Source organism: Marinobacter sp. L-46 (assembly GCF_056859535.1).
In genome coordinates this window covers 42,173-56,584 of sequence record NZ_JBSXOP010000057.1, presented here as the reverse complement: position 1 = coordinate 56,584, position 14,412 = coordinate 42,173, and the positions used below count along the sequence as shown (strand labels likewise).

The 14,412-nt window shown below is 60.1% G+C and carries 14 protein-coding genes; 11 read left to right on the top strand and 3 right to left on the bottom strand.

The window, feature by feature from the left end; genetic code table 11:
• Window positions 1–84: 84 nt before the first annotated feature.
• The 8 genes from AC13DJ_RS08640 (at window position 85) to bluB (ending at window position 8,866) form a co-directional block, all read left to right on the top strand.
• Window positions 85–1,890 carry a TonB-dependent receptor domain-containing protein gene (locus tag AC13DJ_RS08640; protein WP_482934114.1) on the top strand — a complete coding sequence of 602 codons (1,806 nt, stop codon included), beginning with the start codon at window positions 85–87 and terminating at the stop codon, window positions 1,888–1,890.
• A 26-nt stretch (window positions 1,891–1,916) separates the two neighbouring features.
• Window positions 1,917–2,807 carry a cobalamin-binding protein gene (locus tag AC13DJ_RS08635; RefSeq protein WP_482934113.1) on the top strand — a complete coding sequence of 297 codons (891 nt, stop codon included), beginning with the start codon at window positions 1,917–1,919 and terminating at the stop codon, window positions 2,805–2,807.
• A 69-nt stretch (window positions 2,808–2,876) separates the two neighbouring features.
• Window positions 2,877–3,791, top strand: a complete 915-nt coding sequence (locus AC13DJ_RS08630) for a FecCD family ABC transporter permease (RefSeq protein ID WP_058342478.1) — start codon at window positions 2,877–2,879, stop codon at window positions 3,789–3,791.
• The gene (locus AC13DJ_RS08625) at window positions 3,791–4,585 is read left to right on the top strand and encodes an ABC transporter ATP-binding protein (RefSeq protein WP_482934112.1); all 795 of its coding nucleotides are present in this window, start codon (window positions 3,791–3,793) and stop codon (window positions 4,583–4,585) included. The genes AC13DJ_RS08630 and AC13DJ_RS08625 overlap by 1 nt, the downstream gene beginning before the upstream one ends.
• A gap of 159 nt (window positions 4,586–4,744) precedes the next feature.
• Entirely contained in the window at window positions 4,745–6,052 is a 1,308-nt protein-coding gene (locus tag AC13DJ_RS08620) for a cobyrinic acid a,c-diamide synthase CobB (RefSeq protein WP_482934111.1), read from the top strand.
• Window positions 6,053–6,086: 34 nt separating this feature from the next.
• Complete coding sequence (gene cobO, locus AC13DJ_RS08615; RefSeq protein WP_482934110.1) at window positions 6,087–6,698, top strand: cob(I)yrinic acid a,c-diamide adenosyltransferase; 612 nt, start codon at window positions 6,087–6,089, stop codon at window positions 6,696–6,698.
• Window positions 6,699–8,168 carry a cobyric acid synthase gene (locus tag AC13DJ_RS08610; RefSeq protein ID WP_474541285.1) on the top strand — a complete coding sequence of 490 codons (1,470 nt, stop codon included), beginning with the start codon at window positions 6,699–6,701 and terminating at the stop codon, window positions 8,166–8,168.
• Window positions 8,165–8,866, top strand: a complete 702-nt coding sequence (bluB, locus tag AC13DJ_RS08605) for a 5,6-dimethylbenzimidazole synthase (protein ID WP_445481413.1) — start codon at window positions 8,165–8,167, stop codon at window positions 8,864–8,866. The genes AC13DJ_RS08610 and bluB overlap by 4 nt, the downstream gene beginning before the upstream one ends.
• Window positions 8,867–8,880: 14 nt before the next feature.
• On the opposite strand, the gene AC13DJ_RS08600 is transcribed toward bluB, so the two are convergent.
• Both AC13DJ_RS08600 and AC13DJ_RS08595 read right to left on the bottom strand, forming a co-directional pair.
• The gene (locus AC13DJ_RS08600) at window positions 8,881–9,300 is read right to left on the bottom strand and encodes a hypothetical protein (RefSeq protein WP_224851607.1); all 420 of its coding nucleotides are present in this window, start codon (window positions 9,298–9,300) and stop codon (window positions 8,881–8,883) included.
• Window positions 9,301–9,315: 15 nt separating this feature from the next.
• Window positions 9,316–9,894 (bottom strand): nucleotidyltransferase domain-containing protein, encoded by a 579-nt coding sequence (locus AC13DJ_RS08595; protein ID WP_474541289.1) that lies wholly within the window; start codon window positions 9,892–9,894, stop codon window positions 9,316–9,318.
• A gap of 114 nt (window positions 9,895–10,008) precedes the next feature.
• On the opposite strand from AC13DJ_RS08595, the gene AC13DJ_RS08590 reads away from it, so the two are divergent.
• Complete coding sequence (locus tag AC13DJ_RS08590; RefSeq protein ID WP_482934109.1) at window positions 10,009–10,677, top strand: DNA-3-methyladenine glycosylase I; 669 nt, start codon at window positions 10,009–10,011, stop codon at window positions 10,675–10,677.
• A 14-nt stretch (window positions 10,678–10,691) separates the two neighbouring features.
• Here the strand turns inward: AC13DJ_RS08590 and cobS are convergent, their stop codons facing one another.
• The gene (gene cobS, locus AC13DJ_RS08585; RefSeq protein WP_482934108.1) at window positions 10,692–11,453 is read right to left on the bottom strand and encodes an adenosylcobinamide-GDP ribazoletransferase; all 762 of its coding nucleotides are present in this window, start codon (window positions 11,451–11,453) and stop codon (window positions 10,692–10,694) included.
• A gap of 355 nt (window positions 11,454–11,808) precedes the next feature.
• Here cobS and AC13DJ_RS08580 point away from each other — a divergent pair, with 355 nt between their 5' ends.
• Together AC13DJ_RS08580 and AC13DJ_RS08575 are read left to right on the top strand one after the other, a co-directional pair.
• The gene (locus tag AC13DJ_RS08580; protein WP_482934107.1) at window positions 11,809–12,675 is read left to right on the top strand and encodes an MBL fold metallo-hydrolase; all 867 of its coding nucleotides are present in this window, start codon (window positions 11,809–11,811) and stop codon (window positions 12,673–12,675) included.
• Window positions 12,676–12,682: 7 nt separating this feature from the next.
• Window positions 12,683–14,404 carry a SulP family inorganic anion transporter gene (locus AC13DJ_RS08575; RefSeq protein WP_482934106.1) on the top strand — a complete coding sequence of 574 codons (1,722 nt, stop codon included), beginning with the start codon at window positions 12,683–12,685 and terminating at the stop codon, window positions 14,402–14,404.
• The last annotated feature ends 8 nt before the right edge of the window (window positions 14,405–14,412 follow it).

Genomic DNA, 14,412 nt, shown 5'->3' with positions numbered 1-14,412 from the left:
TCCACCCCCGTCTGAGCAGTCTGTCTTCCTCCGCAGTTAATTGATCGACCGTACGGGTGCGTGCGGTGAACCGTGAGTGAAGCTATGAGTACTGCCAAAGCCCTTCCCGCCCTGATGTTGTTACCACTGGCGTTGCCTGCTGTTGCCGCCGATGAAGCGTCGGACGAGCGCAAGCTGGAACCGATTGTCGTTACCGCCACCCTTGGGCCTCTGACCGCGGGTGAAAGCCTGTCATCGGTCACAGTTATTGACGAAGAAACCATCCGCGAGCAAAGCCCCTCAGAATTCACCCAGCTTCTGCGAGGACAGCCCGGGATCAACGTGACCGGCAACGGCTCCTTCGGTAAAACCACCAGTGTCTACACCCGCGGTACGGCCAACGACTCCACGCTGCTGCTGGTTGATGGTGTGCGCCTGCGTTCGGCCACATCCGGTGGTCCTTCCTGGCAGTACTTCCCCGTTGAACTGATCGAGCGGGTGGAAATCGTCCGGGGCGCCCGGAGCTCACTGTACGGTTCCGATGCTGTCGGTGGTGTGGTGCAGGCCTTTACGCTGGACCCCGAAGACACGCCGGCAGGTTGGGTAGAAGCCGGTGCAGGCAATTTCAACACGCAGAAAGGCAGTGCCGGTGTTGCTGCCCGCGCCGGAAATACCCGTTTCAGCCTGAGTGGCTTGCATAAAGAAACCGATGGTACAGCGGTGATCACCGATGGTGACGACCGGGGTTTCCGCAACACCGCCGGTATCGGACGTGTAGTCCATGAGCTGGACTCCGGCGGAGAAGCCAGCCTGGTGATGGTGCAAAGCGAGGGCAACACTGAATACGAAGGCGGCGAAATTGATTTCATGATTCGCACCATTGGTTTCGGGCTGGAAACGCCAGTGAGTGACTACTGGCGGCATTCACTTCAGTTCTCTGAATCCCGGGACGAGACCGACAACGTCACGCCCACATTCAGCAGCACCTTCAATACCCGTTCACAGGCAGCGCGTTGGGACAATACCTTTACCTGGAACGTCCATGAGCTGGTGGTTGGGGCAGAGTTAATGACCGACGAAGTCAGCGGTACCACCGATTACGCTGAGACCAGCCGCACCAACACCGCCCTGTACAGCCAGTTGCGCCTGAACTTCGGCCCAACCGACCTGCAGCTGAGTGTGCGCGGTGATGACAACGAAGCCTACGGCAAGAATGAAACCGGTGGTATCGCCCTTGGCCATGCTCTGGATCGATCCCACCGAGTGCGGATCAGTTATGGTACGTCTTTCCGGGCACCCACCTTCAACGATCTGTATTTCCCGGGTGCGAACCCGGACCTGGAGGCAGAGGAGTCCGGCACGGTGGAGTTGGGTGCCAGTGGTCACTATCAGACCTGGTTCTGGGATGCAGCCCTGTTCCAGCTGGATGTGGATAACCTGATTGCCTGGAGCCCGACCCCCAGTGGCTTGTGGACGCCAATGAATGTCAATGAAGCCCGAATCCGTGGTGCCGAGTTCAGCGCGGGTTTTGAGCGGGATGGTTGGCGCGGTGATGCGGCGCTGACGCTGCTGGACCCGGAAGACCGGGAAACCGGAAACCGACTCCAGCGCAGAAGTGGCAAAACCCTGCGCCTTGACCTGAGCAAGCGCGTTGGTACCTGGGACTTCGGTGGCACAGTGGTGGCCGAAGGCTATCGTTATGATGACCGTGCCAACGACGACAGGCTGCCCGGTTTTGCGACTCTGGACTTGCGGGCCGGCTGGCGCTTTGCTCCGGACTGGTCAACCCGGTTGACGCTGGCTAACGTGCTGGATAAGGAATACAGCACCGCCCGCGATAGCCTGAATGACGTGGACTACATAGCAGCTGGCCGCACCGCCATGCTGACAGTGCGTTACGATATCCGATAAAAACCGTTAAACCGGGGGAGGCCTCTGTGGCAGATCTGAAGGAAATGGCTATGATTCTGGGCGGGATGCTGCTGGCATTCCCCGCCCTGGCATCGCCGGTCTGTGCCACGGATGATCTGGGTAAAGAGATTTGCCTTGAGCAACCGGCAGAGCGCATTGCCGCGCTTTCCCCCGGCGCCACCGAGCTGGCCTGGGCTGCAGGCGCCGGCGATCAGGTGGTTGCAGTTGTCGCCTACAGTGACTATCCCCCGGCCGCGAAAGAAGTAACTTCGGTTGGCAGCCACACTCGCATGGACATGGAGCGCCTGCTGGAACTGCAGCCGGACCTGGTGATTGGCTGGGTAACCGGTAACCCGACTGAGCAGTTGGCGACACTCAGAGAAATGGGTGTGCCTGTGTTCTCCATCGAGCCCCGCAGTTTTGAGGCGGTGTCCCACACCATTGAACGCATCTCTACCCTGGCCGGTACCGATGCCGAGGGTTTTGCCGAGGCGGAACGATTCCGCAAAGGCATTACAGACCTGCGAGCCAGGTTTTCCGATGCCGACCCAGTGCCGGTGTTCTACCAGGTCTGGGATGAGCCTTTGATGACGGTCAACCGTGACCATCTGATTGGTGAAATGATTGAGCTGTGTGGGGGTGACAACGTGTTTGGCCACCTGGAGCGGTTGGTGCCCAGAATCAGTGCCGAAGCCGTTATTGCAGCCAATCCCGAAGCTATCCTGGCGGGCGGGAAGGGGGAGGAGAACCGCCACTGGCTGACTCGCTGGCAGTCATTCCCGAGCCTGACCGCCACGGAGCGGGACAACCTGTTTTTTATTCCGCCGTCTCTGGTACAGCGACCAACACCGAGAATGCTCGAAGGTACGCGCCTGTTTTGTGAAAAACTGGAGGTGGCCCGTGACCGGCGACCTTAATGGAGTCCTTGCGTGATCCGGCCGATCACTTTGCCATTGTTGGTGCTGGCTCTGGCCGGCGTGCTGGCGATGGTGATCTCGGTCGGTGTTGGCAGCGTGGCGATATCACCTGCCGATGTGTTGTCGGTATTTCTGGGTGAAGGCTCGGACCTGCAGCGCACGCTGATCCTTGAGCTCCGGCTACCCAGAACCTTGTCGGCCTTTGCCACCGGAGGCCTGCTGGCCGTGGCCGGCGCCCTGATGCAGGTATTGCTGCGTAACCCACTTGCCGATCCCTACGTTCTGGGCCTGTCCGGCGGCGCGGCTGTTGGTGCGTTACTGGCGATGCTGGCGGGACTTGGCGGCGCGGTTATTTCCGGTTCTGCCTTTGCCGGTGCCCTGCTCGCGACCTTGATGGTGTTTGGGCTGGCCCATGGCACTGGCAGCTGGACGCCCTCCCGCCTGTTACTGACCGGGGTGGTGGTGGCCGCTGGCTGGGGTGCGGTGATTACCCTGATGTTGGCGATCAGCCCGGCCCGGGAGTTGCCGGGCATGCTGTACTGGCTGATGGGCGATGTTTCTTACGCCCGGATACCATGGCCCGGACTGGGATTGTTGACTGTTGTTTGTGTTCTGGTGGTGCCACTGGGTCGGAGCCTGAATGTGTTGGCTCGGGGACCGATGCAGGCGGCGGCATTGGGTATTTCGGTGCGCCCGCTGGAATGGCTGATTTACATACTCGCCAGCTTGCTCACCGCCACGGCGGTCACCATGGCGGGCAGCATAGGCTTTGTCGGCCTTGTGGTTCCACATATGCTCCGGTTGGTGTTGGGCAATGATCAGCGACTGATCCTGCCAGCCTGTGCCTTGGCCGGCGGCACACTGCTGGTGCTGGCGGATACCCTGGCGCGGGTGGTGATCGCGCCGGAACAGCTACCGGTGGGTGTGATCACCGCGTTGCTGGGTGTTCCCACCTTCCTGTACTTGTTGTACCGGAGTCGCTGATGAACGCCATGCAGAGCCGCCAAATGCAGACCCTGAGTACCCGGAACCTGGTGATTGATATTCCCGGCCGCGCCGATGGCTACCCGCTGGATTTAACGATCGGCTCCGGTCAGATCTGGGGCGTGCTCGGGCCCAACGGTGCCGGCAAGACCACTTTGCTGCATACGCTCGCAGGCCTTCGGCCGCCTCGCGCTGGTGCTTTGTATCTTGATGATGTTTCGGTATCCGGAATAAAGCGCCGTGTGTTCTCTCAACAGCTGGGGCTGGTGTTCCAGGACCGGCAGGACGGCTTCCCGGCAACGGTACTGGAAACCGCGCTGATCGGTCGCCATCCCTGGTTGTCTCCGTGGCAGATGGAAGGGACAGACGATCTGGCTATGGCGGAAAGAGCACTTGAAGCACTGGATGTTCTGCACCTGAAAGACCGTCTGGTCAGCACCCTCTCTGGCGGGGAACGCCAGCGTGTGGCGATTGCCACCCTGATGACCCAGTCGCCTCATACCTGGTTGCTGGATGAACCGACGAATCACCTGGATCTGCATCACCAGGTGGCCGTCATGAAACTGCTCACCGATCGTGCGGCAGCAGGGAACGCCATTTTCATGTGCCTGCACGATCTGAACCTGGCTGCCCGCTGGTGCGATCATATTCTGCTGATGTATCCCAACGGCGAAGCCTGCTGGGGCCCGGCAGAAAGGATGCTGGTGCCGAACGCTCTGGAACGTTTGTACAACCAGAAACTGGCAACGGTAGAAGTGGATGGCGCGCCTTTTTTCGTGCCAAAACGAGATTAACTCAGAAGTATCGCGAGGGTAGCGGGGCAGGGCTTTCCGGGGCCGTCTGCAGCAGGGATGCTGCAGTCAAGCGTACAGGGATGTATTCACAGCGTGTCCCGGAAAGCCCTGCCCCGCTGCCCGTCTGCACCAAACTCAGACGACAGGGAATAGCAACACATGCCAGACAACAAAATCCCGGCCGCCATGATCACAGCCCCGGGCTCCGGCCAGGGCAAGTCCATGGTCACCGCCGCCCTGGCCCGACTGCACCGGAACGCCGGCCGGAACGTCCGGGTGTTCAAACACGGGCCGGATTATCTTGATCCCATGGTGCTGGAGGTAGCCTCCGGTAACCCGGTTTACCAGTTGCACCCCTGGATGACCGGCGAGGACGAGTGCCGGTGGCGGCTGGCGGAGGCTGCCCAGAGCGCCGACCTGATTCTGGTGGAGGGCTCCATGGGCTTGTTTGATGGCAGCCCCAGCAGCGGCGATCTGGCCAAGCTGGCGGGTATTCCGGCCTTGCCCGTCATTGACGCCAAAGGCATGGCCCAGACCTTCGGCGCGGTTGCCCTGGGGCTGGCTCGCTTCGACGCGGAATTGCCGGTTCATCAGGTGATTGCTAACAAGATTGGCAGTCCCTACCACGGCGAGCTACTGCGGGAGAGCCTGCCGGAAGGTATCAGCCTGCTGGGCGCAATACCCCGAAACGATGCCATGAACATTCCGGACCGGCACCTTGGTCTGGTCCAGGCGGCTGAAATGGACGACCTGAGTGATCGACTGGATAAGGCTGCCGAAGTCCTGATGTCAGCGGGTCTGGATGTGCTGCCCGAGCCCGTGTCGTTTCATTATGAGGCACCTTCCCGGCCAGAACAGCTACTGGCGGGACATCGGATCGCGGTTGCCAGGGATGCGGCCTTCAGTTTTATCTACCGCGCCAATCTGGATCTGCTCACCGCCATGGGCGCTGAGCTGGTGTATTTCTCGCCCCTGACAGATTCGGAAGTACCGATGGTTGACGCATTGTGGCTTCCGGGCGGCTACCCGGAACTGCATGCCAGCATCTTGGCGGAGAACCTCTCCATGCTGGCGTCGATTCGCGCCTTCCACCAGGCCGGCAAGCCCATTCTGGCAGAGTGCGGTGGTCTGATGGCCTGTGCCGAAGAGCTGGCAGATAAAGACGGCAAAGTACATCGTCTGCTGGGCCTGGTGCCCGGGCGGGCGACCATGGCTAACCGACTGACCGCATTGGGTCTGCAAAGTCTGGAAACCCAGCTCGGCGGGCTGCGGGGCCACACCTATCACCATTCCAGTCTTGAGACCCCGTGGCAACCTGCCGCCAGGGCTAAGAAGCAGGCTGGCTCTGAAGGTGAGGCCGTGTATCGCGACCAGAAACTGGTGGCCAGCTATTTTCACGGATACTTCCCGTCAGCGCCTGCTTTGATTAGCGCGATCTTTCGCGGTGAGGAAGTCCGGTTTTCCTGAGCAACTCGAACGCCTTAACCCAAGGAGAGTCATCATGCGTGAACGCGCCAAAGACCCCGAACGCCATGCCAAGCGCATGGCCGCCAAACAGAAAATCATGCAAGAGCGCATTGCCAGTGCCCAGAAAGAACAGGGCGTGTTGCTGGTGCTCACCGGCCCCGGCAAAGGCAAGAGCAGTTCCGGCTTCGGCATGGTGGCCCGGGCTCTGGGCCACGGTATGAAAGTGGGCATCGTCCAGTTCATCAAGGGCGCTTTCAGCACCGGCGAGGAAGCGTTCTTCCGGAGCCTGCCGAACGTGACCTACCACGTGATGGGCCAGGGCTATACCTGGGAAACCCAGAATCGTGAGCAGGATGTGCAGAGCGCGACCGATGCCTGGGAAGTCGCAGCTGACATGCTCAAAGACGACAGCTATGACCTGATTCTGCTGGACGAACTGAATATCGCGCTGAAGTACGACTACATCGATCTGGACCGGGTGCTGGACGACCTGCAGGCTCGTCCCGAAATGCAGCATGTGGTGGTCACCGGGCGCGGGGCTCCGCAGGAACTGGTTGATCTGGCCGACACGGTGACCGAGATGGGCGTGGTCAAACATGCCTTCAAGGATCAGGGCATCAAGGCCCAGAAGGGTGTGGAGCTGTAAATGCCCACCCTGATGGTGCAGGGCACCACCTCGGATGCTGGCAAGACCACGGTGGTGGCGGCCCTGTGCCGCTGGCTGGCGCGTCAGGGGGTGTCGGTGGCACCGTTCAAACCCCAGAACATGGCCCTGAACAGTGCGGTCACCGTGGATGGTGGCGAAATTGGCCGCTCCACGGCGTTGCAGGCACTGGCCTGTGGTCTGGAGCCCCACAGTGACATGAACCCGGTGTTGTTGAAGCCCCAGAGCGATTGCGGGGCCCAGGTGATCTTGCGGGGCAAGGTCCATGGCAATATGGATGCCCTGGATTACCACGCCTACAAAGCTGAGGCGATGAATTCGGTGATGGCGAGCTGGCAGGCACTGAGTGTCCGCTACGATGTGGTCATCGCCGAAGGCGCCGGCAGCCCCGCGGAAATCAATCTGCGGGCCAACGACATTGCCAACATGGGTTTTGCCGAAGCTGCTGATTGTCCGGTGTTGCTGGTAGGGGATATTGACAAGGGCGGGGTTTTCGCCCAGCTGGTGGGTACGCTGGAGTTGATTTCCGACAGTGAGCGGGACAGGACGGCGGGTTTTATCATCAACCGGTTCCGGGGCGATATTGCGCTGTTGGAGCCCGGGCTGGACTGGCTGACGGAACACACGGGCAAGCCGGTGTTCGGGGTTTTGCCATACCTGCACGGGTTGGTGATCGACTCAGAAGACAGCGTCAGTGCCGCCGGCACCAGTGAGGCCGGCGCCCTGAAAGTGGTGGTGCCGATATTTCCGAGGATCAGCAACCACAATGATTTTGATCCGTTGCGACTCCACCCGGGCGTTGACCTGGTGTTCGTGGGGACGGATGAACCCATTCCGCCAGCGGATCTGATTATCTTGCCCGGCAGCAAAAGCACCCGGCACGACCTGCAGTGGCTGAAGCAACAAGGCTGGCCGGAAGCCATCCAGAAACACCTGCGGTATGGCGGCAAGCTACTGGGTATCTGTGGCGGCTTCCAGATGCTGGGGCTAAAAGTGGAAGACCCGGAAGGGCTGGAGGGTGAAGCCGGCACTACCGAGGGCCTGGCCCTGTTCGAAATGGTTACCCGTATGGTGCCGGGCAAGCAGCTCCGAATGGTAAATGGCGGGCTGACCTCTCATGTTGCCAGCACGGCGGTGACAGGCGCTCTGAAAGGCTATGAAATGCACAACGGTGTCACCGAAGGCGCCGCGCTGGTGCGCCCATTTGCAGAGCTGGAAGGCCGGCCGGATGGCGCCGTCAGTGCGGATGGCCAGGTGGCGGGTACCTACATCCACGGCGTCTTCGACGAGCCAGCCGCCTGCCATGCCATTCTGGCCTGGGCAGGCCTTAAAACACAGGGCGAGCAGTCGGTGGACTACCAGCGTCACCGTCTGCAGCAACTTGATCGCCTGGCCGATCAGGTGGAACAGTGCCTGGACACAGACCGGTTAAGGAGGCTGTTGCAGTTGTGAGTAACCCGAATGATCCCTTCACCGATGCCCAGCGCGAAGGCCTGTACCGGGCCATCTTCGAGCGCCGGGATGTGCGCTCCCAGTTCCTGCCGGATGCCATTCCGGAGGCGGTTCTGGCGCGCATCCTGAGAGCTGCCCACCACGCCCCGTCGGTCGGCTTCATGCAGCCCTGGGATTTCATCGTGATCGACAGCCTGGCGGTGCGCGAGCAGGTGCTGGACAGTTTTAACGAGGAAAACGCAAAGGCCTCGGAAAACTACACCGGCGAGCGCCAGCAAACCTATCGGAGCCTGAAACTGCAGGGCATTCTGGAAAGCCCCATCAACCTCTGCATCACCTGTGATCGATCCCGCGGCGGCCCCAATGTCCTGGGGCGTAATTCCATTATGGAAATGGACCTGTTCAGCACCTGCCTGGCGGTGCAGAACCTCTGGCTGGCGGCTCGGGCCGAGGGTATTGGCGTGGGCTGGGTGAGCATCCTGGATCAGGATGTGCTGTCGAATATCCTGCAGTTGCCGGATCATGTATACCCGCTGGCCTATCTCTGCCTGGGCTATGTCAGTGAATTCCTGGAGCAACCGGAATTACAGTCCAAAGGCTGGCGTTCCCGGCTGCCGCTGGAAGATCTGGTACATGGTAATACCTGGGGTGGCGCCCTTGATCAGGAGTCCCTGCTGGCCCGGTTAAAGCAGGTCTGACATCGGGGTGGACGTCAGTTTCCTATTGGCGGCAGATCCCTCACCAGTGATTGCAGCTCGCGAGTGATCGCAATCAGCTCCTTCAGCAATTGGGGGTTCACGTCCATGTGGCCCTCGTATTCGGCCAGATTGCGGGCCGAATGACACTTGTCCAATACGCGCCATTTGGCATTGGGTAAGCCAATGGTGTGTTGCAGGCACTGGAAGACGATGTAGCGACTTTCGGAACGATACCCGTGCCATCTCAGGGCGGCGAGCGATAATGCGTGGGCGGCGCCATAAGCCAGAGAGAACTGGCTGTCCTCAGACAATCCCTCAATGCAGGCGTCCCGGAGTTTGGTGTCGGCAGCCTTGAGCATGCCGTCGAACTCCCGGGCATCGGGTGGTTCTGCCTTGAGTCGTCGGATCCTGACCAGATTATCGAGTGCTTCCATGCAATGTGTCCTGTCTCAGTGGCTGAAGCGGAGGTCGAGGCGGGGTTGGTCCAGCACCCGGGTGACAAAACTCTGATTGTCTTTGATACGCTGCTCGAACTCGGCGGGAGAGTATAACGTGGGATTGATGGTTCGTTGTAATTGTTGTTCGGCGGGGGCCAGCAGTTCCATAACCTCGCTGTAACTGAGATCGTGGCCGATCAGCATGACATCGACATCGCTGCCCGCATGGGCATCCCCTTTTGCCACGGAACCGTAGATAAAGGCCTGTTCGAGGGTATCCGCCAGTGGCGCCAGGGCATTCCGGAGCACATCGGAAATACCAAAGGTTTTCTGGACGATGTGTTTCAGCTCATCGAAGATCGGGTTGTCCGGGTTGGCCTGGTAGTGGTTCTGGTTGCCTTGGCGGGTCATGACGACCAGACCGGAATCGGTCAGTTTGGCCAGCTCCCGGACAACGGTGCCGCGCCCTATATTTGCCTGCCGTACCAGTTCATTCAGGTAAAGGCTCTGGTCTGGATGGCCGTAGATAAGCGATAGCAGGCGCTGTTGGGTTTTGGTAAACAGTGCGTCACCGATACTGGTTCCGGGCATGGTCAGGTTGCATCTCATGAGTCTCAATATGGGTACTTTAGTACCTGATTTGGGTATTTTCAATCCCATATTGGGCTCTTTAAGTCCCAATTTGGGGATCCATGTGGAGGGTCTATGAATTTTTCTGTGTTTTACCAGCAGGCCTTGGCCCGGAAGGGTGGCGAGCAGGTCCTGAAATCCCTGTTGCCTCCGGTCACCGAAAAGCATCGTCTGGCGGAGATCAGCGACGACCGTTACCTGTCCGAGATCACCCGATGCATTTTCAAAGCTGGTTTTGTCTGGCGGGTGATCGAGAACAAGTGGCCGGATTTTGAGGCGGCCTTCGAAGGGTTTGTGCCCGCCTACTGGCAGCAGGTGCCGCCGGAAGTGCTGGAGCAGCTGGCTACAGACGAACGTATCGTTCGCAACATGCAGAAGATCCGGACTGTGCCGGAGAACGCCCGGATGATCATGGATGTGGCGAAAGACCATGGCAGCTTTGGTCAGTTTCTGGCCCAGTGGCCGTCGACCGATCAGGTGGGGCTGCTGCTCTACTTGAAGCGTAACGGTGGGCGTCTGGGCGGGAACTCGGCCCAGTATTTCCTGCGCCGGGTGGGTTGGGATGGCTTTATCCTGTCCCACGATGTGGTTACCGCCCTGACCCGGGCCGGAATTCTGGATGCCTCACCGGCCAGCAAGAAAGGCATGAGCCAGGCCCAGGAGGCGTTCAACCGTTGGCACGAAGAGACGGAAATGCCCATCAGCCACCTGTCCCGGATAGTGTCGTTCACGGTGGATAACTGACGATTTCCGGCGTGTTAGAGAGCCAGCAACAGCGCCAGTTCGCTGAACACGACAGCTGCGCCCAGGGTGTCGCCGGTGTAGCCACCGAGCTGGCTACGAAGATAGCTGCCCCAGAACACAGCAACCAGCAGCACGGCCGTTATGGCTGCGGGAATCAGTAACGGCTGCCAGAGTGATAATCCGGATGCCAGCAACAACACAAAGCCTGCCGCCGCCAGCAAACGGCTGCGGGAGAAACCGTCTGCCACCGGCTTGGATTTACTCTTGTCGGGGTCAGTGACGTACGGCAGGCAGGCCATCAATATCAGTGGTGTCAGCCGGGAAACCGCAGGTGCCACCAGCAACGCAAGCCAGATCAATTCAGCCTCAGCCAGCAGGGCTACTTTCAGCAGCAAGGCCATCACCAGTGCCACCGTGCCATAGGTTCCGATCCGGCTGTCTTTCATGATCTCCAGCCGTTTTTCCACGGTATAGCCGCCGCCGAGAGCATCAACACTGTCCGCCAGGCCATCTTCGTGGAAGGCCCCGGTGATAAACAGGTGCAGAATAACCACCAGGATAATGGCCGCCAGCGGGCTGGCCACCAATGAGAACAGAAGGTAGGCGGCGCAATAGCCAAGGCCGAGCAGAAGGCCCACCAGAGGAAAATAGACGCTGCTCTGGTTCATCAGGCGCTGGGAGTAATCAATCCGGACGAGCATGGGGATACGAGTCAGGAATCCCAGTGCCAGCCAGAAAGCCTGCCATTCATGTGCAATCCGCGAGCGAGGGAGCAAGGGCGCCTCCTTGAGAATTCAAAAGCGCCCATTGTACGTGAGATCAGCAAAGTTTGCGGTGTTCTCAGAGTCGCATCAGTCCAGCCACTCCCCGGGGTTTTCGGTGGTAAAGCGTGTCACCTTGTCCGGGGGTTCACAGCTGTCAGTCATGTCCTGGTCGCTCCGGAAGCGCTGGATGGCTCGGCCTACAGGTCTCTGGGTAGTCTATGCTACCAGGTGCCGGGATGTGATCCGGTGCCCGGCGTGATGCATGGGGCTTATCGCCTATATAAGAAAACAGAATTTCACCTTATATATCGTTTCAGTATATCCTTAGATCAAACCATAGATATCGGCGACATCCAAGGTGAATACCATGACCCAGCCTATCGTTCAGCATTTCTTCGACGAACCCACCAATACCTTCAGTTACGTGGTGCGTGATCCGGACAGCCAGGCTTGTGCGATCCTGGATTCGGTGCTGGATTTCGACTACGCCGCCGGCCGCACCGACGTGCGCTCCGCAGACGAGATCATTCAGTACGTGCGTGATAACGACCTGCGGGTTGAGTGGATTCTGGAAACCCACGTGCACGCGGACCACCTGTCTGCAGCACCCTATCTGCACGAACATCTTGGCGGAAAGACGGGAATTGGCGCAAAAATCGTCGATGTTCAGGAAATTTTTGGTAAAGCTTTCAATGCAGGGACCGAATTTGCACGCGATGGCAGCCAGTTCGACCAGCTGTTTGAGGAAGGCGATACCTTTATCATCGGCAACCTGCAGGGCCGGGTGCTGCATACCCCGGGCCACACCCCCGCTTGCCTGACCTACGTGATCGACGACGCTGCGTTTGTGGGCGATACCCTGTTCATGCCCGACTACGGCACCGCCCGCTGCGATTTCCCGGGTGGCGATGCGCGCACCCTGTATCAATCGATCCAAAAGGTGCTCACCCTGCCGCCGGAGACCCGTATCTTCCTGTGCCATGACTACAAGGCGCCGGGCCGGGATGAGTACCAGCATATGACCACGGTGGCGGAGCAGCGTGAGGCCAATGTGCATGTGCATGAAGGTATCTCCGAAGAGGAGTTTGTGAAAATGCGCACCGAGCGGGATGCCACCCTGGACATGCCCCGGCTGATCCTGCCCTCGGTTCAGGTGAATATGCGGGCCGGTCATATGCCACCGGCAGAGGATAACGGCCAGGTTTACCTGAAAGTTCCGGTCAACCGGTTCTGAGCCGGATATGAATCTGAAACGCTACCTGCCCATCCTGCAGTGGGCGCCACAATACGGCCGCAGTCAGGTCACCAGTGATCTGATCGCGGCCGTGATTGTCACGGTGATGCTGATTCCACAGTCACTGGCCTATGCCCTGCTGGCCGGCTTGCCTGCCCATGTCGGGCTGTATGCCAGTATCCTGCCGCTGGCAATCTACGCGGTGTTCGGCACCAGCCGAACCCTGTCGGTGGGGCCGGTTGCCGTGGCTTCATTGATGACAGCGGCTGCCCTGGCGCCACTGGCGGAGGCCGGCACGCCCGAATACGTTGCCGGTGCGGTGTTGCTGGCGGTGATGTCGGGCCTGATGCTGACTGTCATGGGGGTGATGCGGCTCGGTTTCCTGGCCAACTTCCTCAGCCATCCGGTGATTTCCGGGTTTATCACCGCCTCCGGCATCGTCATTGCCGCCAGCCAGCTGAAGCACCTCTTCGGTATCCAGTCTTCCGGCCACAACCTGATTGATATCGTCGGTTCGCTGTTAAGCGGCCTGGCTGATACCAATCTGCCCACTCTGCTGGTGGGTGGCGGTGCCCTGCTGTTCCTGGTGTGGTCCCGTCGCTATCTGAAATCCTTGCTGAACAAGCTGGGGCTGGCGCCCAGGGCGTCGGATATCTTCACCAAGACGGCACCGATTCTGGCGGTGTTGGTCACAACCTTGCTGGCCTGGGCTCTGCGGCTGGATGAGCAAGGGGTGCGGCTGGTGGGTGCGGTGCCCTCGGGTCTGCCGGCCTTCACCATGCCCAGCCTGGAACCGTGGCTGTGGTCCCAGCTGGCGGTAAGCGCCCTGCTGATCAGTGTGGTGGGCTTTGTCGAGTCGGTCTCTGTCGGCCAGACCCTGGCCGCCAAGCGCAGGCAGCGCATCGACCCGGACCAGGAACTGATCGGGCTGGGAACCGCCAATCTGGGCTCCGGATTCTCCGGTGGCATGCCGGTAACCGGTGGCTTCTCCCGCTCGGTGGTCAATTTTGATGCCGGCGCGGAAACACCGGCTGCGGGGGCTTACACGGCTGTAGGTATTGCCCTGGCCACCCTGTTCCTGACGCCTGCCATTGCCTGGCTGCCCCAGGCCACGCTGGCAGCGACGATTATCGTGGCGGTGGCTACGCTGATTGACCTGCCGGCGCTGGCTCGCACCTTCCGGTATTCCCGTACCGACTTTGGCGCCATGCTGGCCACCATTGTGCTGACCCTGGTTCACAGCGTGGAGGCAGGCATTATTGCCGGGGTGGCGCTGTCCATCGGGTTGTTCCTGTATCGAACCAGTCGGCCCCACAGTGCCGTGGTAGGGCGGGTGCCGGGCACCGAGCATTTCCGCAATGTGTTGCGCCATGACGTGGAACTTTGCCCGAAGGTAACCTTCCTGCGGGTAGACGAGAGTCTGTACTTTGCCAATGCCCGTTTCCTTGAGGAAACAGTGATGGACCTGGTCAGCCGGGAACCGGAGCTGACAGACCTGGTGCTGGTGTGCCCCGCGGTTAACCTGATTGATGCCTCGGCGCTGGAAAGCCTAGAAGCCATCAATGAGCGCCTGCACGATGCCGGCGCAAGGCTGCACCTGTCTGAGGTGAAAGGCCCGGTGATGGACCGGCTCAAGGGCACGGAGTTTCTGGAACACCTGGGCGGTGGCGTGCACCTGAGCACCTATGAGGCCTGGCAGGCACTTACCAACCGGCCGGCGATCGCATGATCTGAGCG

Bases quoted from the DNA above. Each gene is read 5' to 3' on its own strand.
- AC13DJ_RS08640 (WP_482934114.1), top strand. From the start codon at position 85: ATGAGTACTGCCAAAGCCCTTCCCGCCCTGATGTTGTTACCACTGGCG.
- AC13DJ_RS08630 (WP_058342478.1), top strand. From the start codon at position 2,877: ATGGTGATCTCGGTCGGTGTTGGCAGCGTGGCGATATCACCTGCCGAT.
- AC13DJ_RS08625 (WP_482934112.1), top strand. From the start codon at position 3,791: ATGAACGCCATGCAGAGCCGCCAAATGCAGACCCTGAGTACCCGGAAC.
- AC13DJ_RS08620 (WP_482934111.1), top strand. From the start codon at position 4,745: ATGCCAGACAACAAAATCCCGGCCGCCATGATCACAGCCCCGGGCTCC.
- cobO (WP_482934110.1), top strand. From the start codon at position 6,087: ATGCGTGAACGCGCCAAAGACCCCGAACGCCATGCCAAGCGCATGGCC.
- AC13DJ_RS08610 (WP_474541285.1), top strand. From the start codon at position 6,699: ATGCCCACCCTGATGGTGCAGGGCACCACCTCGGATGCTGGCAAGACC.
- AC13DJ_RS08600 (WP_224851607.1), bottom strand. From the start codon at position 9,300: ATGGAAGCACTCGATAATCTGGTCAGGATCCGACGACTCAAGGCAGAA.
- AC13DJ_RS08595 (WP_474541289.1), bottom strand. From the start codon at position 9,894: ATGCCCGGAACCAGTATCGGTGACGCACTGTTTACCAAAACCCAACAG.
- AC13DJ_RS08590 (WP_482934109.1), top strand. From the start codon at position 10,009: ATGAATTTTTCTGTGTTTTACCAGCAGGCCTTGGCCCGGAAGGGTGGC.
- AC13DJ_RS08580 (WP_482934107.1), top strand. From the start codon at position 11,809: ATGACCCAGCCTATCGTTCAGCATTTCTTCGACGAACCCACCAATACC.
- AC13DJ_RS08575 (WP_482934106.1), top strand. From the start codon at position 12,683: ATGAATCTGAAACGCTACCTGCCCATCCTGCAGTGGGCGCCACAATAC.